Origin of the sequence: Rhodanobacter sp. MP7CTX1 (assembly GCF_014205795.1) — a bacterium.
Classification (GTDB): Bacteria; Pseudomonadota; Gammaproteobacteria; order Xanthomonadales; family Rhodanobacteraceae; genus Rhodanobacter.
Genome location: NZ_JACHCN010000013.1, coordinates 55,498 through 82,413, shown reverse-complemented (window position 1 = coordinate 82,413; position 26,916 = coordinate 55,498). Strand labels below are relative to the sequence as shown.

At 61.3% G+C, this 26,916-nt stretch carries 21 protein-coding genes; 8 read left to right on the top strand and 13 right to left on the bottom strand.

Going from position 1 to position 26,916, the window contains the following annotated elements:
* Positions 1–37: 37 nt before the first annotated feature.
* From HDE77_RS15365 to HDE77_RS15340, 6 genes are all read right to left on the bottom strand, one after another.
* Positions 38–4,057, bottom strand: a complete 4,020-nt coding sequence (locus HDE77_RS15365) for a PilC/PilY family type IV pilus protein (protein ID WP_184418679.1) — start codon at positions 4,055–4,057, stop codon at positions 38–40.
* A gap of 167 nt (positions 4,058–4,224) precedes the next feature.
* Entirely contained in the window at positions 4,225–4,839 is a 615-nt protein-coding gene (locus tag HDE77_RS15360) for a hypothetical protein (protein WP_184418677.1), read from the bottom strand.
* 9 nt (positions 4,840–4,848) lie between these two features.
* Positions 4,849–5,913, bottom strand: coding sequence for a PilW family protein (locus tag HDE77_RS15355; protein WP_184418675.1), 1,065 nt, complete (start codon positions 5,911–5,913; stop codon positions 4,849–4,851).
* Positions 5,914–6,004: 91 nt separating this feature from the next.
* Positions 6,005–6,505: a type IV pilus modification protein PilV gene (gene pilV / locus HDE77_RS15350; protein ID WP_184418673.1), complete on the bottom strand. Its 501-nt coding sequence runs from the start codon at positions 6,503–6,505 to the stop codon at positions 6,005–6,007.
* A complete protein-coding gene (locus HDE77_RS15345; protein ID WP_184418671.1) occupies positions 6,502–7,113 on the bottom strand; it encodes a prepilin-type N-terminal cleavage/methylation domain-containing protein in 612 nt (203 codons plus the stop codon). The genes pilV and HDE77_RS15345 overlap by 4 nt, the downstream gene beginning before the upstream one ends.
* Entirely contained in the window at positions 7,110–7,577 is a 468-nt protein-coding gene (locus HDE77_RS15340; protein WP_304625340.1) for a type IV pilin protein, read from the bottom strand. Before HDE77_RS15340 ends, HDE77_RS15345 begins: the two co-directional genes overlap by 4 nt.
* Positions 7,578–8,034: 457 nt before the next feature.
* Here HDE77_RS15340 and HDE77_RS15335 point away from each other — a divergent pair, with 457 nt between their 5' ends.
* A complete protein-coding gene (locus HDE77_RS15335) occupies positions 8,035–9,009 on the top strand; it encodes a histidine kinase (RefSeq protein WP_255482758.1) in 975 nt (324 codons plus the stop codon).
* 145 nt (positions 9,010–9,154) lie between these two features.
* Here the strand turns inward: HDE77_RS15335 and HDE77_RS15330 are convergent, their stop codons facing one another.
* The 5 genes from HDE77_RS15330 to HDE77_RS15310 form a co-directional block, all read right to left on the bottom strand.
* A complete protein-coding gene (locus HDE77_RS15330) occupies positions 9,155–9,841 on the bottom strand; it encodes a Fe2+-dependent dioxygenase (RefSeq protein WP_184418669.1) in 687 nt (228 codons plus the stop codon).
* Between the two features lie 15 nt (positions 9,842–9,856).
* Entirely contained in the window at positions 9,857–12,061 is a 2,205-nt protein-coding gene (locus tag HDE77_RS15325; protein ID WP_184418667.1) for a TonB-dependent siderophore receptor, read from the bottom strand.
* 395 nt (positions 12,062–12,456) lie between these two features.
* Entirely contained in the window at positions 12,457–14,610 is a 2,154-nt protein-coding gene (locus HDE77_RS15320; protein ID WP_184418665.1) for a M13 family metallopeptidase, read from the bottom strand.
* A 151-nt stretch (positions 14,611–14,761) separates the two neighbouring features.
* On the bottom strand, positions 14,762–16,585 hold the full coding sequence (locus tag HDE77_RS15315; protein ID WP_184418663.1) for a M14 family metallopeptidase: 1,824 nt from the start codon (positions 16,583–16,585) through the stop codon (positions 14,762–14,764).
* A gap of 89 nt (positions 16,586–16,674) precedes the next feature.
* Entirely contained in the window at positions 16,675–17,343 is a 669-nt protein-coding gene (locus HDE77_RS15310; protein ID WP_184418661.1) for a DUF502 domain-containing protein, read from the bottom strand.
* A 170-nt stretch (positions 17,344–17,513) separates the two neighbouring features.
* Here HDE77_RS15310 and HDE77_RS15305 point away from each other — a divergent pair, with 170 nt between their 5' ends.
* Together HDE77_RS15305 and HDE77_RS15300 are read left to right on the top strand one after the other, a co-directional pair.
* On the top strand, positions 17,514–18,044 hold the full coding sequence (locus tag HDE77_RS15305) for a sigma-70 family RNA polymerase sigma factor (protein ID WP_184418659.1): 531 nt from the start codon (positions 17,514–17,516) through the stop codon (positions 18,042–18,044).
* Positions 18,041–18,703 (top strand): hypothetical protein, encoded by a 663-nt coding sequence (locus HDE77_RS15300; RefSeq protein WP_184418657.1) that lies wholly within the window; start codon positions 18,041–18,043, stop codon positions 18,701–18,703. Before HDE77_RS15305 ends, HDE77_RS15300 begins: the two co-directional genes overlap by 4 nt.
* A gap of 33 nt (positions 18,704–18,736) precedes the next feature.
* Here the strand turns inward: HDE77_RS15300 and HDE77_RS15295 are convergent, their stop codons facing one another.
* The gene (locus tag HDE77_RS15295; RefSeq protein WP_184418655.1) at positions 18,737–19,189 is read right to left on the bottom strand and encodes a DUF4442 domain-containing protein; all 453 of its coding nucleotides are present in this window, start codon (positions 19,187–19,189) and stop codon (positions 18,737–18,739) included.
* 109 nt (positions 19,190–19,298) lie between these two features.
* A complete protein-coding gene (gene trxA / locus HDE77_RS15290) occupies positions 19,299–20,168 on the bottom strand; it encodes a thioredoxin (RefSeq protein ID WP_184418653.1) in 870 nt (289 codons plus the stop codon).
* Positions 20,169–20,456: 288 nt separating this feature from the next.
* Here trxA and HDE77_RS15285 point away from each other — a divergent pair, with 288 nt between their 5' ends.
* The 5 genes from HDE77_RS15285 (at position 20,457) to leuS (ending at position 26,915) form a co-directional block, all read left to right on the top strand.
* Positions 20,457–21,077, top strand: a complete 621-nt coding sequence (locus HDE77_RS15285) for a paraquat-inducible protein A (protein ID WP_184418651.1) — start codon at positions 20,457–20,459, stop codon at positions 21,075–21,077.
* Positions 21,074–21,712 (top strand): paraquat-inducible protein A, encoded by a 639-nt coding sequence (locus tag HDE77_RS15280; protein WP_184418649.1) that lies wholly within the window; start codon positions 21,074–21,076, stop codon positions 21,710–21,712. The genes HDE77_RS15285 and HDE77_RS15280 overlap by 4 nt, the downstream gene beginning before the upstream one ends.
* Positions 21,705–23,399, top strand: coding sequence for an MlaD family protein (locus HDE77_RS15275; RefSeq protein ID WP_184418647.1), 1,695 nt, complete (start codon positions 21,705–21,707; stop codon positions 23,397–23,399). Before HDE77_RS15280 ends, HDE77_RS15275 begins: the two co-directional genes overlap by 8 nt.
* Entirely contained in the window at positions 23,396–24,046 is a 651-nt protein-coding gene (locus tag HDE77_RS15270) for a PqiC family protein (protein WP_184418645.1), read from the top strand. The genes HDE77_RS15275 and HDE77_RS15270 overlap by 4 nt, the downstream gene beginning before the upstream one ends.
* 100 nt (positions 24,047–24,146) lie before the next feature.
* The gene (gene leuS / locus HDE77_RS15265) at positions 24,147–26,915 is read left to right on the top strand and encodes a leucine--tRNA ligase (protein WP_184418643.1); all 2,769 of its coding nucleotides are present in this window, start codon (positions 24,147–24,149) and stop codon (positions 26,913–26,915) included.
* Position 26,916: the final 1 nt, after the last annotated feature.

Genomic DNA, 26,916 nt, shown 5'->3' with positions numbered 1-26,916 from the left:
GCTCGCCCGGGCAGCCAGTTAATGGGACACGGAAAACTCAGTTGAGTATCTCGCGCCAGTTTGTACGCTGTAGCGCGTTGCCACCACCAGGCTGTTGGATGGTTGCCGTCTGGGGCGCGCCGCCGGTCTGGCCATACAGCAGGGCATAGACGCCGTTAGGCAACTGAACGATCTGGATTCCGGTTGTTGCCGAAGTGGTAGTAATGGAGGTCATCACGGTATTCGAACCATTCAGGAGCTGTGACTGGCCACTGAAGTTGGTGGCATAGACGTTGCCCAGGAGCGAACACGGATCGCTAGATGGCGTCAATGTTGTCCATGCGATGAGGGAGACACCTGCTGCAGCGTCGGGGTTGATCACGATTCGTTCGGTGCCACCGTTGGTTCCAGCCGTCCCCGTCAGGTCGTAGTACCAGCCGGTGGACGAATCGCTCAGATTCAGGCCAGTCAGCAAGTTGGTATTGGCTGTCAACGTGCTCCGCTTCAGCGGCAGTCCGGTAGTCGATGGCACTGCGCCAGTGCCATCGCGCAAGGCATACATGGTCTGCTGCTGCGTGGTGGTCAGGTCACTGATATCGAGGAACTGGCCCGTGCCTACGAAGACCCAGCGCAGCGTGCCCAGACCGGTGGAGTCGACACTTTCCTCCACACGTGGCGCGGTAGTTATGGGTTGGACCTTGCCCGACGAATCGGTAAGCGTGGCCAGCAGTGTCGGTGTCGGATAGGGACCCGTTGGGTTGCCAGTGGCATTCACGGCGCCTTCGGACAGGTCGAAACGCCATACGTTGCCCAGCAGGTCACCAGCATAGACCTGATCGATAGTGCCGTCGGCAACGTTCTGTGTATAGGCAGTGGCCTGGGTGAGGCCGGCGGGACTTGCCGTGGTGCCTACTCCCGTGTCGATCTTCTGCAGGAGCGCACCGGTCTGGATGCTCAGGACATACAGCACCCCATGGCCGTCCTGGCCGCTGCCGGTATTGTCGTAGCCGGAGGTCATCACAACGACCCAGCCGTACTTGCGGGTCTTCACGATCAGTGGGGCGCCATAGCTGTAACCCATGTCGGAATCGGTGTACTCCCACTTCACATTCGCGGCTTGCGATGTCTCAACGGTCGTGCTGTTGGTGGTGGTATCGACTGCGGCCGGAACCTTGGTGACATCAAGTGCGTAGATGCCCATGCCGCCCTTGCCGAGTCCACCCACCAGCATCGTGTGCCAGCTGGACGTGCCGGCTGTGGTCGTGGGTGTCACCGTGCCATTGCTGGTATAGGTGAAGTCGACATCGGAAACCTGTGGCGTGCGGTCCACGTAGAAGTGGTGTGCGTAGTTGTTCGTGGAAACGCCATTGAGGTTGGCCAGCGCGGGTAGACCGTTCACCAGGGGCGTATTTGTGGGGCCGTTGAAGAGCAGGCTCGGCACATAGGCAAACAGTTCGCTGCCGCCACCTGAGACGGGAGGGGCCGTCTGGAAGTCGGCCTCAAACGCATGCAGCATGCCGTCATTCGCGCCCACATAGACCACTGGCTGGCGGTTCGCCACAGTCGTCGTGGAGAAAAGGGAATATCCGGGATTCGCGGTTTCGGTGTACGACGGTGAAGTGGCGCCCTGTACCAGTACCGGCGTGGAATTCACGATATCGCCAAGGATATGGGTGCGCGTGCGGTAAACGCTCCCTTCGTTGCTCTTGTCGCCCCGCAGATAGCTGACCAGGCTCGCCCCGGCGCCACCACCGGTAGTCACGCTGTTCATCGCAGTCACTTCGGCGGCGGACAGATTGCCGTAACGGAACGGCACGCCTTTCGAACCATCCCAGGTGATGATGCGGCGACCGACAGTATTCCAGCCCACGTTTACTCCGGACACGTACTGGGTCAGGTTATCCAGCTGGAACTGCGCATGCCACGGAGTGCTGCCAGTGACGGGCGTGACAGCGGCACCCGCAGTATCCGCCCCCACATAGCCTTCCACATCGCCCGTCCAGGTGACTGGCGCGTACGAAGTGGTATAGATCGGAAAACCGGCGACCGGTGAATAGTAGGGGGCGGCATTGGCGGTGACGTTGCTGAGTGCACGGGTCGGCGACACACTCGGTGCCGACGCGTTTTGCGAGGCGGTCGAGGCCACGTTGTTGAAGATCTGCTTCAGTCCGGACTGGATCAGGTTTGGCTGGTTGCCGGGGAAATAGTTGTCTGGTATCAGACCGGTTCCGGTGCTTGAGTTGGTATGCCAGGTCAGCTCGCTGGCGGGAGTCCCATTATTGTTGACATCGTTGAAGCCGCCATATTTGGCCGCCAGCCAATAGATATCGGGACCCATCTTTGACTGATTTGTAGTGCCGTTGCTGACGGCACCGGCGCCAAAAAAGGCGTCGGCTGCGTCGCCGTCATACGTAGTGGGTTCCAGTACATCGACCGCGTAGGTGGTGACGGTTTGCTTGCCCTGCGTTGGAGTCAGGGCAACGTCGTTGCGGATATCGTTGGTATGCGCATAGTAGGCTAGACCGGCAATGTAGTAGGTTGCGCTAGTTCCCCCTGACCAAGCTTTATTGCCCAGAGCAGAGCCGGCTGCTCCCGCATATGTGGCCATGCTTTCCGTAGCCGGCGTAGTGCCCTCGATCAGGGGGTAATTTCCCAACGTCGTCGTGTACGTGGCTGCATTAACCGCAGGAACCGTCCCGTTTGCAGGGATTTGGGGCAAGCCAGCTTGACTGCCAGTTGTGACGACGGTGCCGCCAGGTACTGCTGTGTCGTAATTGGTATGCGCATCGCCGATCATGACAATCGCGTTGGACTGGCAGGAATAACTGATCGGATCATTGAGATTGGTGCCAGTAAGGACTGGAAAATTGGTGTCGAGGCTGTTGCTGGATGTCAGGCCGCTGGTGTAGCTCGCGGCGACAGGGACCTTCATGAAATAAGCAAGCGTTGCCCAGTAAAGATCGGCGACATTGTCGTAGATTTCGTAACCATTGGCATAGCCGAACTGATTCAAATAGTTGATGGCACCGCTCTGGGTCGCGTTACCGCCGCCGGGTGCGGTGCCGGTGGTATCGGTGGCCGGATCCGGATTTGCAATGAAGATGCCGGTGGTTGGGTCCCATTCGGTGTACGGATTGGTTGTGCGAGTGCCGTAGCCGTTGTATGTCGTCGGGCCGTTATCGCGCAACAGCGCGCGCACGGCGCCATTTGGCTGGCTGCTTCCATTTGCGAACGCATAGGCGGCAGCGCCGACGCGGATTTTGGTGTAATTTTGCTGGATCAGCCCTTCGGGTTTGGCATATTGGCCAGCACCTGGATAGTCGGTGGCATTGTGCGCTGAATTGCAATTGCTCTCGAGCAGGCCGGCTAAGCAGACTTTGACGCGTACATAATACTTCTTGTCATGGTTGGTGCCGCTGTTGATAAAGGTGGAATTGTCAGCAACCTCAATGAAAATACCATTATCCGTGCCGTTCGTGATCTCGTTTCCGCCGGTACCACCAGTGTGAGACTGTATGTACAGGTTGCTTGCTGTGCTGAAAGGGGCTTCTCCAACCAGCTTACTGATTGTGCTGGTGGTGGAAATCGCTTTAACCGGGAAGGTGTAATTCGGGTTGGTTGAAGGTGTGACTTGGCGTGCGCGCTCCAGTACAGTCAAGGACGTTGTATCGGTAACGCGATAGCCGCCGGTGAGTGCTTGCCGAAATTCGTCGAGCGCCGTCATGCTCGCCCAATTGAGCATATTGCCACTCCAGTACCCGGTGCAGTCAGAGGCCACCTTGACGGGGTAGAAGTAATTATTGGTGTTGTCGTAGGTGTAGCATTTGGCGTTGTCGAAATAACCCAAATAAGTCCCCGTAGCCCATGTGGCTCCCGAATAGGCGGCAACGACACCTGTGGGAAATTCCACCGACAGCGACAGCATCAGGTTCGCCGGCACGTTTGAGGCGCTGTACAACGGGTTATCCGACAATACCGTCTGCGCCTTTGCGTTACCGCCACCCATCAAGGTCAACATGCAGGTCAGCAGCATGCAACCGAGACTCGTGGAGCGGAGTGAACGAGATGACTTGGACATGGCCGTTTCCGACTTGCGAGTGATGAAACTGGTGGCATGAACACCCGGTTCATGCCAGCGGTTGAAAGGAGATCGTTGGTTCGGTTGCATGAATTACCCCTGAGCCGTGAGCGCGAATATGTCGTGTGCCGGCGAGTGTTCCTGTGCGCTTCTGGTTGCGGCGGTCTTCAGCGCATGACGGTCTGCACGTACCCGATGGCTCCCCTCGGACCTATCACCTTTACGCTCAATCGGAACGCCGCATAGGCGCCCGATGAAAAGGGCGGGCCATTGTCCTTGGTCTGGTTGGAAACGGAGCCGCCCTGGATCGATGCGCCTGGCACGACGCAGGTGCCGGGATTGGCAGGACCGATTGCCGGGCAGAGTCGCTCGACTACATAGAGCACTGTATTGTTGGTGTTCAATCCCGGCAGGCAAACGACGGCAGTTGACGGGCATGTCGCATTGACAAGGATGTCGGGTATGTCCTTGTCGGGGCGGACAGTTGCCGCCTGCGGTGTAGCGTAGTAGCCGAGGGTGGGCTGATTGCCGTCGCTGGATGGCTCGGGGTACAGGGTGGCGCTGTCCTTGGCGGCACTGTAGGCGCGCTCGGCCTCCTGCACGACGCCCTGTCGGAAGGACAGGCTGCCGGCGATTGTGTTGCTGGTATCCACGGAGCGCATCAATGCCACCGCGGCCAGCAACGACACTACCAGCACGATGATCGCGATCAGGACCGACACCATGCCCTTCTGGCGGCGCAGATTGCCCCGATTTCCGATGCCCAGGCTTTTCATGCTCATGTCGGTTGCTCAGTAATATTGGACGATCATCGAGTTGCGAATCGGAATGGTGGTGTCGTAGACCTTGTAGCGGTATTGCGTTTGCGTGGCGACGCTGTACTGCTCTGCTGCCGGGAGATCGGGAAACAGGGTCAGCGTCGTATTCCCCCCTAAGTAGTCACTTGTGCGTTCCGGCAAGCGGCTTTGCGCCACGACAGCCACGCGAATGGCGACGATTTGGGTCGCTGCCGCAGCTGCCGTGACAGTGCTCGCCGTGAGTGCGCCGATGCCCCAGGTGGCACCCACCGGTTGCACCCACTTGTCGATCGCGTAGACGGATTCACCGGCAGGTCCAGTGCCATCGTGGATGCCATACAAGGCTTTCATCTGTACGACGCCATCGGCGATCGGCAGGGTGCCTGCGGCGCCGTTGGCGGTCCGCTGCAATTGATCGAACGACACCAGCGAATTGCTGGTTGAATCAACGCCGAACAGGGTGAACACAGGCCCGGGACCCAGATCGAACAGGTTGACCGAGTTGACCAGGCCGGGGACCCTGGGGGTGGGTGCTGCCACGGTGATGCTGTTGCTCGCCGTGTTCACCGCGGTGGCCAGGCCGAGCTGGCAGGTACCGTTGGCAAGAGTGCCCAGCAGATAATCGTTCGGCAGAATGCCGAACGAGTTGCCCACCACCACCGGGTTCCCAGCGGTGGCCGAGGTCACGCCGATCTTGAACACCTGTTGCGAAGAATTGCCACCGATCACGCTGATTACGTCCGGGCTGGCGCCGCCCGCGGCAATCAGTACCGGCACGGTCGGCGTGATGGCTGGCAGGCCGAGGGCCGCGTTGTTGAACGGCGCAGGCATGGCGGCAGCCTTGAGCGCCGTGATCGGACAGCCCCAGACGCTGTAACTCTTGCCTTGCGCAATGCTCGAGCCGGCGGAACGGACCTGGCGTTCCAGCTCATACAGCGCGTAACTGCCGTTCTGCTGCGCATCGTCGCCGCTGGTCGTGGTGCGCTTCTTGCCCTCGTATACCGAGAAAGCCGACATGATGGCCAGCGTGCCGATGAGGCTGACCAGAATGCCCACCATCAGCTCGATCAGCGAGAATCCTCCGCTGCCTGCTGGAAGCGCGCAGCGCGAGCTGCGGGCAGCGGCACCGCGTCGGCGATCGCGAAGGGGCTCAGATACCGATTTGTGTAATGGAGACATAGCTGTGGGGACCGGTATCGTTCGGGGCCTGCCATTTGACGGTGACCTTAACCAGCGAATCGTTGGTATCGCTGGCGATGGGAGTTACCGTGATGACGGGAGGGTTGGCTGTTACTCCAGGAAGGCATCCTGTGGCAGCGGTTTTGGACGTGCAGTCGACGGTATTGGCCCAAGTTGTATAGGCCGCGCCATTCGTGCCAGTGCCACCGGAATATTGGGTGACAAAAGCGGCTCGGCTGACGGCATTGTTTGCCCACATCTCGGCGATGACCTGATCCGCCAGCATGGCCGCATCGGTGCGGTATTTCGCATCGCCGGCGAGTTTGATTGCCGAGCTTTGCAGGGCCACCAGACCAAGGATGCCGATCGAGAAGATCACCACGGCGATCAGTGCATCCAGCAAGATGAAGCCCTGTTGGAAATACAGTTGTTGTGGAGCGTGGCCAAGCTTGACAATGCGCGCGGCTTTCACGGGCACCCCTGCGTACTGCTGGTGGCGTTGAAGGGAATGGCCGGGTCGCACATGTTCACCATGCCGCCGGCCGAAATCGTGGTGACCAGGCGCCGACTGCCCGCTTGCGCCGCGCTTATATCGATACGGACAATGGAAGTGTTGCCGTAATCGGAAGGGCGACCCAGCGCGGTGTAGGTAATGCCGGCCGGCACGCCGCCAGTAATGGGAGTGCCATAAATGCCAGTGCCGGCGGCGATATCAGCTACGACCGTTGTGGCGCCTATCTGTACGCCATTCGTATTATCAGCGAGTACCTGCTGGATCGTTGTCTGGCCGGTGCAACTGGTAACCGCGGCCGCACTGGCCGCCGTGGCCGGGAGCTGGCAGACCGTCCAAGTGGCATCGGTAGCCGAGGTCGATTGAAACCTGACAAAGGTCGCCCGCTGCGACGCTTCGCTACGCGCCAGCCGCAGACCGTTCTGGATGGATTCCGTGGCGGTGCGGATACGTGTATTCAGCATCCACTGCTCATAGGAGGGAATGCCGATCAGGATCAGGATCGCGAGCACCGTAAGGGTCGTCATCAGCTCTATCAGGCTGAAGCCGCGTGGTGGCACCGGCCTCATTGGCAGCTTCCGCCCTTGCGCATCACCCAGCAATTGATCGTGCCGGTACCCCAGCCTGCCGGCTCAGTCGTGGTCTTCTGGATATTGTTGTTGTCGACAGTGAACGTGAAACCTGACACGGACGTGCCGGCATCTCCGGTAGCCGTTGCCAGATACGCCTGGGCTGTCGAACCGCCACCAGCAGGTGCACATGTAATCGTGAAATATTGGAGGGTGCTGCCCGCTGGTACCGGCGCACCGCATGCAGCACCGCCGTAATTGCGGTTGTCCTGATAGTACTGCTCCATGCTCACCCGATAGGCCGCGAGGTTGTTTTGTGCCTCGGTGAGCTTGCCGCGAGTGATGTAGTCCAAGTAACTGGGGACGGCAATGGCGAGGAGGATCGCGACGATCGCGACCACGATCATCAATTCGATCAGCGTAAAGCCGCCGACCGGTTTGCGATGCATATGCATCGTGTTCATGGATTGCCCCGTATGGCGTCGATACTTCAGTGATTTTTCATCGGATGCTTTCCGATGAACCCCTACTGCCCCTTCAACCCGCACGCATGCTGGGTCGCTGATTCATTCTCACATGCAGGCAATCCGATTTGAACTACCGCTTGTCGGGAGAAAATAGCCGCTCGTCGCAAAAGCGCAATGCAGGTCAACAAAATGTCGCACGTTCTTGCGATAGCCGTGAGGGGAGATATGCGCAGGCATTTTTCCAGAGCATTTTTGATTCAAAACACATACAACATATAACGTGACCTCCGTCGTTGACGAGGAAGCGAGCATACTGAATGCACTGTCGTGGCGGCTTGCTCCGGGCCATGCCTGCAAATACGGCATACTTGCGCGCATGCAAGACTCTCGCCCTGTCAGCGGCCCGCGCCGTCCTTCCGAACACGGTCCTTTGCCGTATTTCTGCAGTTTTCCCATGATGTTCGCGCTGCTCGTGATTGCAACGCTTACCGCGACTACGGTGTGGTTGGCATCGGATAACCGACGAGATTGGAGCAGCTACAGCATCAGCATCCTGTTCGTGACATGGCTGGCCCTGGTGATCGGGCTGGCGCTATGCATGTCGCGTTCGCTGCTGCAGCGATTGCCCAGACAAATGCCTTATGTAGCAGCGTGGCTGGTGATCATGCCGATTGTTGCCGGTGCCAGCATGGTGGCACATGAATTTGACGACGCACTGCAACTACAGTTAGTCCACACTGACCTCGGTACCTTCGTCCGCGACAACGTGGCGATCGCGGGCCTACTTGGCGCTGCGATGCTGCGTTACTTCTACGTACTGGCCCAATGGCAGCTGCGGCTGGCGGCCGTCACGCGGGCGCAGGTCGAGGCATTGCAGGCGCGCATCCGACCGCATTTCCTGTTCAACAGCATGAACACGGTGGCCGCGCTGATCCGGGTCGACCCAGCCGCTGCCGAGCGTACAGTGGAGGACCTGTCCGAACTTTTTCGCGCTGCACTGGGGCACCACGATACCGGTGATGGCACGCTCGGCGAAGAGCTGGCACTGATCGAGCGCTATCTCGCGATCGAGCAGCTGCGCCTGGGCGCGCGCCTGCACGTGCGACGCGAATTGCATGATCTTCCTGCCGACTTTCCGCTGCCGCGACTGTTGCTGCAGCCGCTAGTGGAAAACGCGGTGCGCCATGGCATCCAGCCATTGCGCGAAGGCGGTGAGATAATCTTGCGCGGACAGCGCGATGGCAAGGGAGTGCGTGTCGAGATCATCAATCCGTTGCCAGCCACATTGTCCGAGGCCGGTAACGGCCATGGGCTGGACAGCGTGCGACAACGCGTGGCCTTCTGGTATGGGCCGCTGGCGAAAGTACAGGCTGGACCACATGACGACCATTTTGTGGTACTCCTGCAATTGCCAAGGCCGACTGCGTGATCGACATTTCGTGATCGACATGCTGACTGTCGTCGGCAGCTCGCCAATCATCGCATGCACCTGAACTGACGGTTGTGCCGGTTGACGCGGAGTTCGTCATGCGCGTCGCATTCGCCGTATTTGTCCGGGGACGCAGACAGGTGGCTCAGGTCTCGGCCCACATCCGCAGCAGATTGTGATAACAGCCGGTGAGATGGACACGCGCCGACTCGTCGGCACTGGTGGCGGTGAGCCGCTGGATGGCATTGTCCAGGTCGAACAGCAGTGCGCGCCGAGCATCGTCGCGTACCATGCTTTGCACCCAGAAGAAACAGGCCAGGCGGGCGCCGCGGGTAACCGGCGTCACGCGATGCAGGCTGCTGGCCGGATAGACCACCATGTCGCCTGCGGCCAGCTTTACCGATTGCGCGCCGTAGGTGTCCTCGATCAGCAGCTCGCCGCCGTCGTAGCTTTCTGGCGGCGCGAGGAACAGGGTGGCGGAGACATCGGTGCGGAACTTCGCGCCGCTGCCCGGCACCAGTCGCACCGAACCGTCGACATGGCTGCCGAAATGCATGCCGCCCTGATAGCGGTTGAACATCGGCGGGTACACCCGGTTCGGCAACGTCGCGCTGATGAACAGCGGGTGCCGCTCAAGTGCGGCGAGCACACGGTCGCCCAGTTCGAGCGCCAGCGCCGAACCTTCGGCGATCTGCTGGTTCTGCTTCACATGCATGCCCTGGTGTCCGGCGGTGACGCGCCCGTCCGTCCAGGGCGCGTCATCGGCATCAAGCCTGGCACGGAAAAACTTCAGTTGTTCGCCGCTCAGCAGGGCGGGCACGTGCACCAGCATGATCGGCGTTCTCCGTCAGAACTTGTAAGTGTAGGTCACCATCGCCGTACGGCCGATCGCGGGGACCGAGCGGCCGCCATCCGACGGGATCAGCGCGTCGAAGTACTGCTTGTTGGTGAGGTTGATCACGTTCAGGCGCACATCGTAAAGAGGCTGATGGTAAGCCAGCGTGGCATCCCAGCGGGTGTAGCCGCCGACGCTGACCACATCGGTATTCGCGGCGTAGCGCTGCGACATGTAGCTGGCACCGCCACCTGCTTCCCAATGACCGGCAAAGGTGTACGTACTCCAGACGGTGGCGGTGTTGCGCGGCGTGTTCGCCGGCACGTTGCCCTGCGTGCCATCCAGCGCTTTGACGATCCTGGCATTCATGAAGGTATAGCCGGAGAACACCTGCCAGTGCTCGGTGATATGCCCACCGACGCCCAACTCCGCGCCGCGAACGCGGATGTTGCCGTCCAGCACATACTCGCCACTGGAGGTCTGGGTACGTGCGTTGGTCTGTTCCAGGTTGAACAGGGCCGAGGTGATCTGCAGTGTATCGTCGAGCAGATTCCATTTGCCGCCGATTTCGTAGGAGTAGTTCTTTTCCGGCGCCAGATTCTGGGTGCCGCTGGTCAGCGTCAGCGCTTCCAGCGAAGGATCGAACGAGGTGCCGTAGGACACGTAATAGGACTGCGCCTCACTCGGCTGGTAGATCAGGCCGCCGCGCACGCTGGTGAAATACACCGTCTGTGCCGCATAGCCGGGCAGGGATACGGTGTTGGTGATATCCGCGCTGAAACGATCCCGCCGCAGGCCGCCCACGGCAATCCACTGATCGTTGATCCGCATCGTGTCATTGGCATAGATGGATGCCGTGTCGGCGCTGGACTGTGCATGGTTGCCGACAGTCGTGGTCACGTTGGCGGGCGTCGCCTCTTCGACCGGGTCGAGCAGGGACAGCAGCGGCAATCCGTTGCGGGTATAGCCCTGGTTGTTATAGGTCTCGTGAGCCAGTTCAATGCCGGTGATCAGGGTGTGCTGGAAACTGCCGGTATCGAACTTCGTGACCAGGTCGGTCTGGCTGTCCAGGATATCGTCGTGGATCAGGCGATCATGGCTGGCGAGCTGCACATACAGATCCTGCAGCGGCAAGTTGGTGGGGTTGCCGGCTGTCTTGTTCAACGTTACGCCAGCCGCCGTCACCACGCTGTTCGCTGCCGTCTCGCGCGCATTGGTTGTGTACTGGCTGTATTGCAGCTGGGTGCGCAAGGTGACGTCGGGGTTGAAGGTGTGTTCCAGGCGCGCGTTGAAGCTGTTGACGGTCTGGTCGGTGTGGTCATCGGTGAGCCCGTACCAGTTGCTGTGGCTCACGTCCGCCGGCCGGCCGTTGATCGGCGGCAGGCCGTAGTCGGGCTTGTCGTCATTGCGTTGCAGCAAGGCCGACAGCGTGATCTGCGTCGGTGTACCGATGCCCAGCCGCAGTGACGGGGCGATGCCGTAGTCCTGGTTCGACGCCACGTCGCGGGTGGAATGCAGGTCCTGCCCGAATACATTCACACGCATCGCGGCGGTATCCGACAGCGGCTGGTTGACGTCGGCGGTGGTGCGGTAGCGATCATCGGTCCCGACGGTGGCGGAGACGGTGCCAAACGCCTTGAGCTCGGGCACCTTGCTGACCTGGTTGATCACGCCGCCGGTGGAGCCGCGGCCAAACATCATCGACGACGGTCCCTTGAGCACTTCGATCGCCGACAGGTCGAATATGTCGCGGTAGTACTGGCCCGGGTCGCGAAAGCCATCCATATAGATGTCGGTACGTGCAGTGAACCCGCGCAGGTTGATGTTATTGCCGATCTGGCCACCTTCGGCACCGCCGATGGTGATACCCGGTACGTTGCGCAGCGCATCCTGGAAGGACGTCGCGCCTTGGGCATCCAGCAGGTCACGGTTCACCACGACCACCGATTGCGGAATGTCGCGCAGCGCCGCCGGCACCTTGGCGCCAATGCTGGAGCTGTCGACATCGTAGTGATTGCCGATCACGCTGCCGGTGACCTTGACCGTGTCCAGTGTCTTCGTCTTTGGGGACGGAGTCGTTGTCGATGAGGCGGTGGTGTCGACGGTCGACGCGGCGTCGGCGGAGGAGGGGGTGGTCTGGGCCAGCGCGGTCAATGGAATCGCAAAGGCAACCATCAGGGCAGCATGCAGCGGATTGGCGCGAAAATAGCGGGGCATGAAAGGGGCGGCCTTGTATGAATTTTTTTTGGAAACAGTGGGTTGGCGCACTTCGTCGCAATGCCGCTGGCCGCTGCTGGCATTCATTGCAAATGCGAATCGTTACTATTATCACACGTAGTTAGGAATCTGTGAAGTTGCTTAGGCGCCAACTGGCCCTTGCGTTGCCCCAGGATTGACCCGCTGGATTGGCCGCATTTGATGGACTGGCCGACCGCAATTTTTGCGTGAGGCATCCGCTGCCCACGGTGCCTCCAAACCGATGCGTGCTCCGCCACTGTCCCCGCGTGAACGCCGACATGGCTTGTCTAGGGGAGAAACAAAAAGCCCCGCATTTGCATGCGGGGCTCTGGCTTCTGTGCCGCGCTCTTGGCGCGACTGTCAGCGGAAGCGACTTACCAGATCTTCACCTGCTTGTCGGCGGAACGCACCATCGGGTCGGTCGGCTTGCACTGGAACGCCGTCGCGAAGGCAGGCATGTTGGATGGCGCTGCGAACGCGCGGATGGATTCCGGAGCGTGCTCATTGGAGTTGATCAAGACCTCCTCACGCTGTTCGCGCATGCTGCCGCGCCACACCCTTGCCCAGTTCAGGAAGAAGCGCTGGTCCGGCGTGTAGCCGTCGATTTGCTTGGTGGCCTCTTCCGGATGCTGCTTCAGCGTGGCTTGCAGCGCGTCATAGGCAACATTCAGGCCGCCCAGGTCGGCGATGTTCTCGCCCAGGGTCAGCTTGCCGTTGACGTGCAGGTCCGGCTTGTCCTGGAGCGGCGCGTAAGCATTGAACTGCTGTACGAGCTTGTCGGTACGGGCATCGAATTGGGCCTTGTCGTCTTTGGTCCACCAGTTTTTCTGATTGCCTTCGCCGTCAAACTGGCTGCCCTGGTCGTCGAAGCCGTGGCTCGACTCGTGACCAATCACCGCGCCGATGCCGCCGTAGTTGATCGCGTCGTCAGCCTTGGCATCGAAGAACGGCGGCTGCAGGATCGCTGCCGGGAAGTTGATCGTGTTGGTGGTCGGATCGTAATAGGCGTTGACCGTCTGCGGGGTCATACCCCATTCCTTGCGATCGGTGGGCTTGCCAATCTTGGCGATGTCGTACTGGTAGTTGAATTTGTCAGCCGCCTCGATGTTCGCGTAGTAGTTGTCCGGCTTGATGTCGAGGCCGGACCAGTCACGCCACTTATCGGGATAACCGATCTTCGGCAGGAACTTGTTCCACTTGTCGATGGCCTTGGCCTTGGTGTCGGCGCTCATCCAGTCGAGGTTCTCGATGCGTGCCTTCAGTGCATCGCGCACGTTGGTGACCAGTTCCTCGGCGCGCTGCTTCGCTTCGGGCGTGAATACCTTGGCGACGTACAGCTGGCCCAGCGCTTCGCCCATGCCGCCGTTGACGCTACTCAGCACACGCTTCCAGCGTGGACGCTGTTGCGGCTGACCGGCCAGGGTGGTGCCGTAGAACGCGAATTTATTGTCCTGGAAATTATTGCTCAGGTACGGCGAGGCGTCGTCGATCGCGTGGAAGCGCAGATACGCCTGCCATTGGCTGGCCGGCGTGCTGGTCAGCATCTTGTCGAACTGGGCGAAGAACTTCGGCTGCGACAGCGAGAAGCCCTTGTCGATTTTCACGCCCTGGGCGTCGAAGAATTTTTCCCAGTTGAAATGCGGGGTGACCTTGTCGGCGTCCTTGACGCTGACGAAGTGGTACTCATTCTTCGTATCGCGTTCCTCGACTGGCGTCAGCGACGCGGCGGCGAGCTGGGTCTCGAACTTCAGAACATCATCGGCCTGCTTTTTGGCGTCGGCGTCGGCGACACCGGTCAGCTCAAGTGCCTTGGCGATGTAGGCGACATAGGCGTCGCGAATCTTCTTGTAGTCCGGCTTGGTGTAGTAGTCCTTGGTCGGCAGGCCCAAACCACCCTCGTTGGCGAAGGCGATCTGCATATCGGCGTGCTGGAAGTCGGCGCCAGAGCCGAAATTGAACACCTGCGGGTTGCCTTCGGCAAAACGCTTGGTGATGAAATCGGCGATGTCGGCGCCGGTCTTCAAGCCGGCAATGGCATCGAGCTGGGGCTTCAGTGGCTCAAACCCGTTCTTCTCGATGGTGGCTTCGTCCATGCCTGAGCGGTACAGCCAGCCGATCTTCTGATCGATCGAGCCGGCCTTGGCGCCGTCGGCGTTCTTGCTGGCAGCCTCGACGATGTCGTGCTGGGTTTTCAGGCTGCTTTCATTGAGGATGTTGAACGCACCCCAGCTGCTCTGGTCAGCGGGAATCGGGTTGGCAGCGACCCACTTGGCGTTGACGAAGCCGTTGAAGTCCTGGCAGGCCTGGGTGCTCGCACCGAGTTCGCTGATGTCGAACACGCTCTTGCCCGTGCTGTCTGCAGCGGCGGTCGTGCTGGCTGCGGCTGGGGCGGTGCTCGCGCTCGGCGCCGGCGCAGTGGTTGCCGGAGCGGGGGCTGGAGCAGCGGCTTGCTCGCTCTTGCCGCAGGCGGTCAGCGACAGGGCCAGGCTTACCGCCAGTGCCAGGGGCTTCAGATACTGCTTGGTCATGGATATCCCTCTGTAAGTGGTTTCGCCCTTTGGGCGATGCAGTGGTTGTTTTTCACCAGGCCGCGGGTTGTCAGACACCCCCCAAAACGCGGCCATGCCTTTTCACGCTAGGTCAAACGTCACGGGTCAGACAGTGTCAAAGGTCAGGGGTTCACGGTTTCGCCGGCCGCCCCGGATTCGTGGAAAAGTTCTGCAGCTGCACGGCGTCCAGCCGCAGGACAGGGTAAGCGCCGATCTTCTGCGCGGTATGCCAGGGCGAACGCTCGAAGAAGAACTCCAGACGTGCGCCGGGATCGGCGGCGAAGGTCGGGTCGTCGTGAAGCTTTTGCTCAAACTCGGTCTTGAGTGCGGGATCCCGAGCCAGCATGTCGCGCGCCAGCTTTTCCAGTACCCGCGGCTCGGCGTATTCCTTGGTCTCGAACATCGCATTGAGAAAGCCCCAGCGCAGCAACGAGTCGGGCGCCTGTGGCTCGAGCAGGTTGATCGCCACATTGGCGGCAGGCTGATCGAGCGGCACGATCACCGAGCCGACCGGTAGTTCCACCTTATGCGACGGCACATCTTTCAGGGTGAACGTGCGCAGCATCAGATGACGTTCGAACGGCTGGCTGCCCCACTGCGGATGATCAAGCTGGTAGCCCTCGGCCTGGATCTTCAAGGGATGCTCGAGACGCTGGTAGTGAATGCCGTGCGCGTCGAGCTTGTCGATGATCGCCGTCCACTGCGCGGGCACCGCGTAGGCTGCCGGCGGGCTGATCGACAGATCCGGCAGCAGCCCATTCCAGTTGTCGATGGTGTAAGTCTTTGGCTGGCGCGGGTCGTACTGGATCCAGTTGCTGTTGGAAATGTCGCTGTGGGTAAGCGTGAACGTGTAGCCCTTCAGCTCGAACTTTGTCGATTGCGGATCCGGTTTGAAGGTCAGTGGCACCAGCGCGTGTGCATCATGGGCGCGTGCGATGGTGTCGGCGTCAGCCTTTGCGTCGGCGGCGAGCAACGCAGCCGGGTGCTGGTTGATCTGCTGCAGCATCAGCTCGACCAGGTCGTACACCGCATGCACGCGATTCGCGTACGACTTCAGCATATGCGTTTCGATCAACAGCGCGGGGCGGTTCTGCAGTGCCGCGTAGCCAGTAGAAAAACGCTGACCGGAGCCGAAGTTCTCGATGCCCTGGCGCGGATCGCGACCGTCCTTGAACTCCAGATAGATCGAACCCAGGTGCCCACGCTTTTCATACGCGGGCATCGCATGGTTGACGATCGCATCGTGCTGCCACGCGCTGACGGCGGGGTCGAGCTTGTGCGGGTCCTCGGTGTACCAGGTCAGGTCGTACTGGTAGTCGGCGCCGTCGGTGGTGTGCACGTCGATCAGGAAATCCGGCTGCCAGCGCTGCCACAACTTCAACCAGGCGAGCGTCTCCGGCGCATCGGCCTTGACGTAGTCGCGGTTGAGATTGAGGTACTGCGACTGGCCGCGAAAGCCCATGCTCTCAGGGCCGTTCTGGTTGATGCGATGGTAGGGCGACGAGTTCTCGTGGCCGTCCACGCTGTAGACCGGGATGTAGACCAGCACCAGATGATCGAGCACGTGCGGATATTTTTGGGTGATGGCGATATCGCGCAACAACATCAGTCCGGCGTCCTTGCCCTCGATCTCACCGGGATGGATGCCGGCCTGCACCAGCACCACCGGTTTGCCGGCAGCTCGCGCGGCGGCGGGGTCGAACGTGCCATCGCCACTGGCGATCACCACGGTCATCGGTCGCCCCTCGGGCGTGGTGCCAAAGGTTGCCAGGTGAATGACATCCGGTGCCGCCTGCTGCAGACGCTCAAGATAGGCCAGCGTATCGGCGTAGCTGGGCGTGGTGCGGAACTGCGTGGATTCGGCCGGAGTGACCCAGTCGGTAGCGCTTGACGTGGTTGCGTGCGCGCTCATCGTGGCGACACCCAGCAGGGCGGTAAGCAGCAATCTGATCATGGCAAGCCTTGATTAAAGGTAGGAGCGCACCCTGTGCGCGATGGCTCTTGCCGGCATCTCGGCAGAGCTTTCGCGCACAGGGTGCGCTCCTACGGGTTGTCGGTGGGCAGGCGTGGCGAGGGCGAGGCGGGCAGCACGTCGGGTGCCACCGCGCCGCCGGAGATAATGAACGCCATCGCCTGGTCCATCGTCCAGTCGGTCGGCGTGAGTTCGTCCAGAGGTACGACTTCCAGATAGCCGCCGGTGGGATTGGGCGTGGTGGGAATAAAGACCGCGGCCATCTCGCGGCCGGTGCCTTCCTCAAGCATCACCCGCGTAACGAAACCGACCACGCGCATGCCGCGACGGGGAAACTCCACCAGCACCACCCGCTGCACGCCGGACGGCTTGTTCTGCAGCACGGCCATCAACTTCTTGGTGCCGCCGTAGATCGTCTGCACCACCGGGATGCGCGCCAGCAACGCGTCAAAACCATTGATGAAGCGCTGGCCGATCACCCGGTTGGCTACCCAGCCAAGCAGATACAGCGCCCCAAGTGTGATCAACAAGGCGATGATGAAGGTCAGCCACTCAGTGTTGAGCGTGGCTGCCGCACGCGGTGCCACCAGTGCCAGCGCCCCAAGCAGCGCGTTGACCAGTGGGGCTCCGATGCCGGCCAGCATGCCCAGCACGAGCTTGAACACGGTCCAGGTCACCCACAGCGGAATGAAGGTGAGCAGTCCGGTGAGGAGGTAGCGTTTGAGGCGCAGCGGTGGCATGGCTGGAGTTCAGTCGGGGGTGGGAGTCAGTCATTCTAGAGGACGACGGCGACCCGTCGCTCGGATCCTGCAGCTACCGATGGTCGGGTGTTGCGATTCACCGTAGGCCACTGTGATTTTTTTCGCGGTGATGCGAATCATCAGGTACAGGGCGGAGAACGCAGACGGCCATGACAGCCCGACAACTTCAGCAACGCTTCGAGTCCCTCCTGCATGAACATCGCAGGATCGTCTTCAAGGTGGCTGCGCTGTACAGCCGCAGTACCGCCGATCGCGACGACCTGATGCAGGAAATCAGCACACAGCTGTGGCGCTCGTTTGCCGGCTATGACGAAGCGCGGGCGAAGTTCTCCACCTGGATGTATCGCATCGCACTGAACGTGGCGATCTCGCAGGCGCGGCGTGAACGCTGGTCCGAAGCCGGCCGGTTCGAACCGCTGGAGCTGCATCATCTGGAAACGGTCGGCGGCGGTGAACCCATCCGGGAACAAGACGAACGGTTGCAGGCGCTGTACGCATTCATCGGCCAGCTCGACTCGCTCAACCGCGCGTTGATCCTGTTGTACCTGGAAGACCGCAGCTACGGCGAGATCGCCGAGGTGCTCGGCATCAGCGAAACCAACGTGGCGACCAAGATCAATCGCATCAAGCAGAAGCTGCGCGGGCAGATGACCGGCGCGACCACCATCGTGAGGGCATGACCATGGAACTGGATGACTTCAAGCAGGCCTGGCAATCACTCGATCGCCGGTTGGAACAGCAGCAGGTGCTGAACCTGCAACTGTTCAAGGACGGCAAGCTGGACAAGACGCGTCGTGGACTGCGTCCGCTGAAACTCGGGCAGGGCGTGCAGTTACTTGTGGGCGCGATGCTGATGCTGTTGGCCGTGCCGTTCTGGGTCCAGCACCGGGATACCGTGCACCTGCTGATTTATGGCCTGTTGGTGCATGGGTACGGCTTGATGTCGATCCTGTTTGCCGCGCGCACGCTGACTCTGATCAACCGTGTCGACTACGCCGCGCCCGTGCTGATCATCCAGCAGCAGCTGGGCGAACTGCGCACATGGTGCATTCGCTGCAGTCTGTGGTTTGGCGTGGTCTGGTGCTTGTTCTGGGTGCCGCTGTTGTTGCTGTTCTTCTACTGGCTCGGAGCAGATGTATGGGCAGCGGCGCCACTGGTCGTCTATACGCTGATCGCCAGCGGCTTCGCTTGCCTGGGGCTGGCTTTCGGGTTGATTCGCTGGTCGAGGCATCCGCGTCGCAGCAGGCTTGCGAAGTATCTCGAAGACAGCTTCGCCGGCTTCAGCATTCGACGCGCACAAACTCATCTCGATGAAATCACCCGCTTTACGAAAGAGTGAGCATGCGAAGCCTGCGCGACGTTGCCGGACCGATCAACGCGCCTTCGGCTTCAACCGCACGTAGATCTGTTTGCGCACGCGGGCGATCACTTCACCGGATCCAGTTTTCACTTCCGTCTCGAACCAGCGCAGCACCTTCTCACCGCCGGCGGCCGCCGCACGTAGTTCGTCGACGACACTGTCTTCGAGCTTGAAGTGGGCGTAGACGTCCTCGCGGCCCGGTGCGACGAAATCGATCGCGCCGGCCTTGTCCCATACAAAGTAATCGTTGCCCAGCTGGTGCATCACCAGCAACATCCAGAACGGGTCGGTCATCGCGAACAGGTTGCCGCCGAACTGGCTGCGTACATAGTTGCGGTTCCATGGACGCAGTCGCAGTACCACGTGTGCCTCGCTCCAGTCGGCACTGAGCGATTGCACGCGAATGCTGTTGCACAGGAACGGCGGCCACAGGTTCAGCAGACGGCGAAAGGTAGAGGCGCGCATGAGGTTCGGAATCCGTTTCTTGTGGGAGCGACTTCAGTCGCGATGCTCTTGAGCGGGCAGAAAAGCATCGCGACTGAAGTCGCTCCCACAGGGTGTGGCGCGGTGGGGTTCAGAACAGCAGCGAGGCCATCCTGCGGCGGTAACGACCGACCAGCTCGGCATCGTCGATGGTGGCGAACGCGGCGAGCAGGCGCTTCTTGGCCTGACCGTCATTCCAGTCGCGGGCGTTTTGCAGGATTGCCAGGAACTGTTCGAGTCCCGCGGCCGGGTCGCTTTCCAGCAGCAGCCGAACGCCAAGCTGATCGCGGGCTGCCCAGTCGTTGCCGTCGGCCTGCACCTTTTGCTGCAACACAGCCAGCGTGGGTGCGTCTTTCAGCGCATGTGCCAGATCCAGTTCGCTGCGCAGACGCAATGCGCGCGCATCGGTAGCGAGGTTGGCCGGAAGGGTTGTCAACTCCGCTTCGGCGGCGCTGGTCTGACCAGCGCGCATCAACGCCAGCGCCAGTTCGAGTTTCAGCTCGGTCTTGGCCGGCTCGGCGGCGATCGCCTGTTGCAGCCGGTTGACCGCCTCTTCGGGCGTTTCCAGCGGGGCTTCGTCGACGGCTTCATCTTCGGGCAGCGCTTCCAGCGGTTGCACATGGCGCGACAGGAATTCGCGCAGCTGGCCTTCCGGTAGCGCACCGGAGAAACCATCGAGTACCTGGCCATCTTTCACCAGCATCACAGTCGGGATGCTGCGGATGCCGAACATGCCGGCCAGTTCCTGTTGTTTGTCGACGTCGACCTTGCCGAGCCGGAACGCGCCGTTGTATTCGGCGGCCAGCTTTTCCAACATCGGCCCCAGCGTCTTGCAGGGCTCGCACCAGGTCGCCCAGAAATCGACTAGCACGGGTGTGGTCAGAGAGGCCTGCAACACGTCAGTTTCGAAACGTTGCTGATCCACGTCGAAGACATGGGCGGTGGCGGTGGCATCAGTCACGGGTAACTCCAGCTCGGCAGATGCCGGTTCAGATCAGGGCATTGGCCAGCATATCAAGCCCGTACGCAGTCGCATCGAGCTGCTCTTGTCTGTTCAACACGGTTGTCATCGACGCTGCCTGTCCCCAGATCCGGGCTGCGCTGTCGCGGAGGTACACCATACCTTGCGGTCTTTTGAGACATCATGGCGCCGGCGCTGAACAAGGCAGGGGATTCCCGTGGTTCAGCGCCTTCACGGCAGATTTGCGAGAATCCGCAGATCGCCCCCTCCGGGCAAGGCATCGAGTGCATGGGCAAGACGTCACCAGAAGCACTGCTTATCTGCGAATACTGCGACACGGTCTACCGCCGTCGCACGCTGACCCGTGGTGAAGTAGCCCATTGTCTATGCTGCCAGGCCGTGCTGGAGCGCCATCACGGTTTGAGCGTGAATGCCATGCTGGCGCTGGTGATGACGGCGATGGTGGTATTTGTGCAGGCGAACGTGTGGCCGATCGTCACGCTGGGTCTGAACGGTCAGTACAGCAGTGCCACGCTGTGGGGCACGATCATCCAGATGTGGCAGCAACAGGCGCAGGTCGTCTCGGTGCTGGCCGCCGCCACGCTGTTCTTTTTTCCGCTGTTCAAGATGATGTCGCTCGGCTGGCTGCTGTGGTTTGCCCGCCAGGGCCGGCGCGCTCCGGGCTTCGTGCGGATCATGGTGACGCTGCATTACATCGGGCCGTGGACGATGAGCGAGGTCTTCGTGCTCGGCGCGCTGGTGGCGATCGTCAAGGCGCGCATCTATTTCGACGTGGTGGCGGATCCGGGCATCTACGCCTATGCGGTGCTGACCCTGCTGATCACCATTTTCGCCAGTGTCGACCTGCGCCTGCTGTGGGACGTCACGACGCCCGAGACGGCTATATGAGTGCACTGCCGCGCGCCGCCGACCTCGGTCTGATCAGCTGCCATGTCTGCGGACTGGTGTGCCGTGCTGCCGCCGACGATGCTGGCCGCGACGGCGAGGTTGCCTGTCCGCGCTGCGGCAGTGTGTTGCATCGGCGCAAACCGGCCAGTTATGCGCGTACGTGGGCTCTGCTGATTGCCGCGTTTCTCATGTACATACCGGCAAACGTGTTGCCGATCATGCGCACCGCCAGCTTGAATGACATCGACGACAACACCATCCTCAGCGGCGTCGTCGAGCTGTGGGTCAAGGGTTCGCCGGATCTGGCGGTGATCGTGTTCACCGCCAGCATTGTGGTGCCCATGCTGAAATTCCTGGTGATGGCTGTGCTGCTGATCAGCAGCCGTTTTCGCAGCAACTGGGCGCTGCCGCAGCGGGCAAAACTTTTTCGGTTGGTCGAGTTGATCGGCTACTGGTCGATGCTGGATGTGTTTGTAGTGGCTTTGTTGACGGCACTGGTGCGTTTCAACTTGCTGAGCCTGGTTGAACCGTTGCCCGGTGTGATTTTCTTCGGCCTGACCGTGGTATTGACCATGCTGGCCTCGATGAGTTTCGACCCACGATTGATCTGGGATGGCAGGGATACCAATGACTGACGACAACCGCACTGGACAGGGCCCGCTGGATGGCGACGAGTTGCCACAGCCGGTGGTCAGGCGTCCCCGTATCAATGCATCGCTGATCTGGCTGGTGCCGGTGCTGGCTGCGCTGGTGGGTCTTTCGCTGGTGGTCAATTACTGGCTGCAGGCTGGCCCGGAGATCACCATCAACTTCCAGAGTGCCGAAGGCCTGGATGCCGGCAAGACGCCGGTGAAATACAAGAATGTGGTGATCGGGCGGGTCCACAAGATCCGACTCAGCAGCGATCACAAAAGTGTGCTGGTCGGCGTGGCGCTGGAGAAGAGTGCCGAGAGTTTTGCCACCGAAGGGACGCGCTATTGGGTGGTGCGTCCGCGTATCGGCCTGGGTGGTGTCTCCGGCATCGACACGCTGCTGTCGGGTTCCTTCATCGGCGCTGATGCGGGCGATTCTTCGGCACCACAGACTGATTTCAAGGGACTGGAGATACCGCCATCGGTAAATCACGGTGCGCCGGGCCGCAGCTTCGTGCTGCATACCGACGACCTCGGCTCGCTGGATATCGGATCGCCGATCTATTACCGGCGCATCCAGGTGGGCCATGTGGTGTCCTATCAGTTGGACCCGGACGGCAAGGGCATCTCGCTGGGCATCTTCGTGGATGGCCCCAACGACAAGTTCGTCACCGTATCCACGCGCTTCTGGAACGCCAGCGGTATCGACCTTTCGCTTGGCGCCGATGGGCTCAAGGTCAACACCCAGTCGCTGGCTTCGGTGCTGGCCGGTGGCATTGCCTTTCTGGACCCGCGTGGACCTCACGACAGCACGCCGGCACATGAGCTGACCGAGTATCGGCTGTTTGCCGATCAGGCCACGGCAATGGCGCCGCCCGATGGCGAACCGCATTACTTCCGCATGCGCTTCGATCAATCGGTACGTGGATTGACGGTGGATGCGCCGGTGGAGTTCCTGGGCATCAACATCGGCAAGGTGGTGTCGGTCAACCTCGATTACGACGCACAGACGCAGCGCTTCCCGGTGGTCGTCGGGGCGGTGGTCTATCCGCAGCGGCTGGGCAATGCCTATGACAAGCTGGAGGCGCTGGCGAAGTCGCGCGGCGAAAATCCCGACCTGAGCCAGATGATGGGACGCCTGATCGATCACGGCCTGCGTGCGCAGGCGCGCAGCGGCAACCTGCTTACCGGCCAGCTGTATGTCGCGCTGGACTTCCTGCCGAAGTCGCCGAAGGTGGTATTCGATCCCAACGCAAAGCCGCTGATGATCCCCACGGTGCCTGGCAGCTTCGACAAGTTGCAGGAACAACTGGCCGAGATTGTCGACAAGCTCGACAAGATCCCGTTCGAGAGCATCGGCAAGAACCTGGATCAGACCCTGGCCGGGCTCAACGCCACGATCCAGCAGGTCAATGGCAAGACCTTGCCGGAGTTGAAGAACACCATGAAGGGCGTGCAGAAGACCATGGGTACGGCCAACGATGCGCTGTCCGGGGATTCACCCTTGCAGCAGAACCTGGGCAGTACGCTGCAGGAGCTGCAGCGTGCGGCGCGTTCGCTGCGCGTACTTACCGATTATCTGAGTGGTCATCCGGAAGCCTTGATCCGTGGCCGTCGCCCGGATGCCGCGCCAACACCCGGCACCACTCCGCCGCCAGCCGTCGAACCGCAGACAGGGAGCAAGCCATGATACGCACCGGCCTGATACGCACAGGAAAGCGCTTGTTTGGCGTGGGCGCCATGTTGGCCCTGACGGCATGTGCCTCGGCGCCGCTGCATTACTACACGCTGATCGCGCAGGCTGGATCGATGGCAGCGTCGGGCGAGTCAGCCGGTGCATCAGGCTCGAACCGGCCACCATTGCCGTTCGAGCTGCTGCCGGTCAGCGTGCCGGCCCAGGTTGACCAGCCACAGTTGGTGGTACGTGAGGGCGGCCAAGGCGTGGCGTTGCTCGACGGCGAACGCTGGATTGCGCCTCTCGCCGACGAGGTACGCGGCGCGCTGTCGGCCGATCTGGCGCGCGCTCTGCACAGCCAGGACGTCAGCGGGCTGCCCGCCAACGACAAGCCGCTGCTGCGGATCAAGCTGGATCTGCGCCGCTTCGACTCTCAGCCCGGTGGCTACGCGCTGATCGAAGGAACCTGGAGCGTGCGCTTGTTGCATGGCGGGCACGCTGGCGCACTGGCCTGCAGCAGCAGCATCAGCGAGACGGTCGGGCCCGGTTTCGACGCGCTGGTACAGGGCCACCAACGGGCGATCGAGCAGCTGGCGGGGCAGATCGCCGCAGCGGGTTACTCGCTGGAAAGCGGTCAGGCGGCGGCCTGCCCGGCTCCCTGAGGGTTGCAGGCTTGGCGCCCGGCCCGTGCTGGGCTAGTCTGATCAGTTCACCGCAGCCGGCTGTCGCCGGCTTGCGATAACGCACCACGGCGCCGGAATCATGCAGGACACTCAAGACCCGAACTCCCCAGAACAGGGCAACGCCGCAGAGCAGGGCGGTTATAGGCCACAGGCGCTGGAAGCGGCGGCGCAGCAGTACTGGAATGCGCAGCATGCCTATGAGGTAAAGGAAGACTCCTCCAGGCCCAAGTTCTACTGCCTGTCGATGCTGCCGTATCCTTCCGGCGCTCTGCACATGGGCCATGTGCGCAACTACACCATCGGCGACGTGATCAGCCGCTACCAGCGGATGAACGGCAAGAATGTGTTGCAGCCGATGGGCTGGGATGCGTTTGGCCTGCCTGCCGAAAACGCTGCGATCAAAAACAAGACCGCGCCGGCCAAGTGGACCTACGCGAACATCGACCACATGCGCAGCCAGCTCAAGTCGCTGGGCTACGCGATCGACTGGACCCGCGAGTTCGCCACCTGCCGACCGGACTATTACCGCTGGGAACAGCTGATGTTCACCCGGCTGCTGAAAAAGGGCATGGCTTACCGCAAGAACGCGGTGGTGAACTGGGATCCGGTCGATCACACCGTGCTGGCCAACGAGCAGGTGGTCGATGGTCGTGGCTGGCGCTCCGGTGCGCTGGTGGAAAAGCGCGAGATTCCGCAGTGGTTCCTGAAGATCACCGACTACGCGCAAGAACTGCTGGATGGCCTGGACACGCTGCCGGGCTGGCCCGATGCGGTCAAGACCATGCAGCGCAACTGGCTCGGGCGCAGCGAAGGGCTGGAAATCCACTTTGCCGTGGAGGGCAGCCCCGAACCGCTCAGTGTGTTCACCACGCGCCCGGACACGCTGCTGGGCGTGACCTTCCTGTCGATCGCCGCCGAGCATCCCTTGGCGCTGAAGGCTGCGCAAGATAACGAAAAGCTCGCTGAATTCATCACTGACCTGAAGCACGGCGGCGTTTCCGAAGCCGAGCTGGAGACCCAGGAAAAGCGCGGCATGGACACCGGCCTGCGCGCGATCCATCCGGTCAGCGGCGAACCGATCCCGGTGTGGATCGCGAACTTCGTGCTGATGGGCTACGGCACCGGCGCGGTGATGGCGGTGCCGGCCCATGATCAGCGGGACTGGGAGTTTGCGCAGAAATACAGCCTGCCGATCAAGATGGTGATCGTCGATCAGTCGGTGATCGATGCGTTGAACCAGATTGACCACGACCTGTCACAAGGCGTCGACAGCGATGTCATGCAGGCGGCGTTGGGCGCAAGGGACATCAATGCGCAGGACATTTCCGCACCGGTTCGCGTGGTCGAGGAATTTGAACGACGCATCCAGCAGGATGCCGCCTGGACGCCGCGCGGCCTGCTGGTGAACTCCGGCGAATACGACGGCATGGATTTCAGCCAGGCACTGAGCGCGCTGGCCAAGCGTTTCGAGCACGACGGCAGCGGTTCGCGCCGGGTCAACTGGCGCCTGCGCGACTGGGGCGTCAGCCGCCAGCGTTACTGGGGTTGCCCAATTCCAGTGATCTATTGTCCGAAGTGCGAGGCGGTGCCCGTACCGGAAGACCAGCTGCCGGTGGTGTTGCCCGAAGACGTGGCGTTCTCCGGCGTGCAATCGCCGATCAAGGCCGATCCCGAGTGGCGCAAAACCACTTGTCCGCAGTGCGGTGGTCCGGCCGAACGCGAGACCGATACGTTCGACACCTTCATGGAGTCGAGCTGGTACTACGCGCGTTACACCAGCCCCGGTGCAGACGCGCAGATCGACGAGCGCGCGAACTACTGGCTGCCGGTCGACCAGTACATCGGTGGTATCGAGCACGCGATCATGCACCTGCTGTATTTCCGCTTCTATCACAAGCTGTTGCGCGACGCGGGCATGGTGGGTAGCGATGAGCCAGCGCGCAACCTGCTGTGTCAGGGCATGGTGATTGCCGAGACGTTCTATCGCGATCACAGCGACGGCTCGAAGGACTGGATCAATCCGGCCGCGGTGGACGTGCAGCGCGACGAGCGCGGCCGAGTTACCGGTGCGGTGCTGCGAGAAGACGGGCAGCCGGTGCAGATCGGCGGCACCGAGAAGATGTCCAAGTCGAAGAACAACGGCATCGATCCACAGACAATGGTGGACAAGTACGGCGCCGACACCGTGCGCCTGTTTTCGATGTTCGCCGCGCCACCGGAGCAATCGCTGGAGTGGAGCGAGGCTGGCGTCGAGGGTATGTCGCGTTTCCTCAAGCGCTTCTGGCGCGAAGTCACGACGCATGCCGCGAATCCGGATCATCCTGTCGTGGATCCGGGTGCGCTGGATGCGAGCCAGAAGGCGCTGCGCCGCCAGGTGCACGAGACGATCCAGAAAGTCGGCGACGATCTCGGCCGTCGCCACGCGTTCAACACAGCCATCGCTGCCTTGATGGAACTGCTGAACGCGTTGAACAAGTTCAACGACCAGAGCGATCAGGGGCGCGCGGTGCGCCACGAGGCGCTGGAAGTGATGGTGCTGCTGCTCAACCCGGTGGTGCCGCACATCAGCCACGCTCTGTGGCAAGTCCTCGGCCATCCCCAGGCTGTGCTGGAAGATCAGCCGTGGCCGCAGGCCGATCCCGCTGCACTGGTACGTGACACGGTTACGCTGGCGGTGCAGATCAACGGCAAATTGCGCGCTACCATCGAGCTGGCCACCAACGCCTCGAAAGAAGAGGCCGAGGCACTGGCTCGTGCGCAACCGCAAGTGGTGCACTTCCTGGAAGGCCTGAGCGTACGTAAGGTCATCGTGGTACCCGGCAAGATCGTCAACATCGTCGCAGGATGAA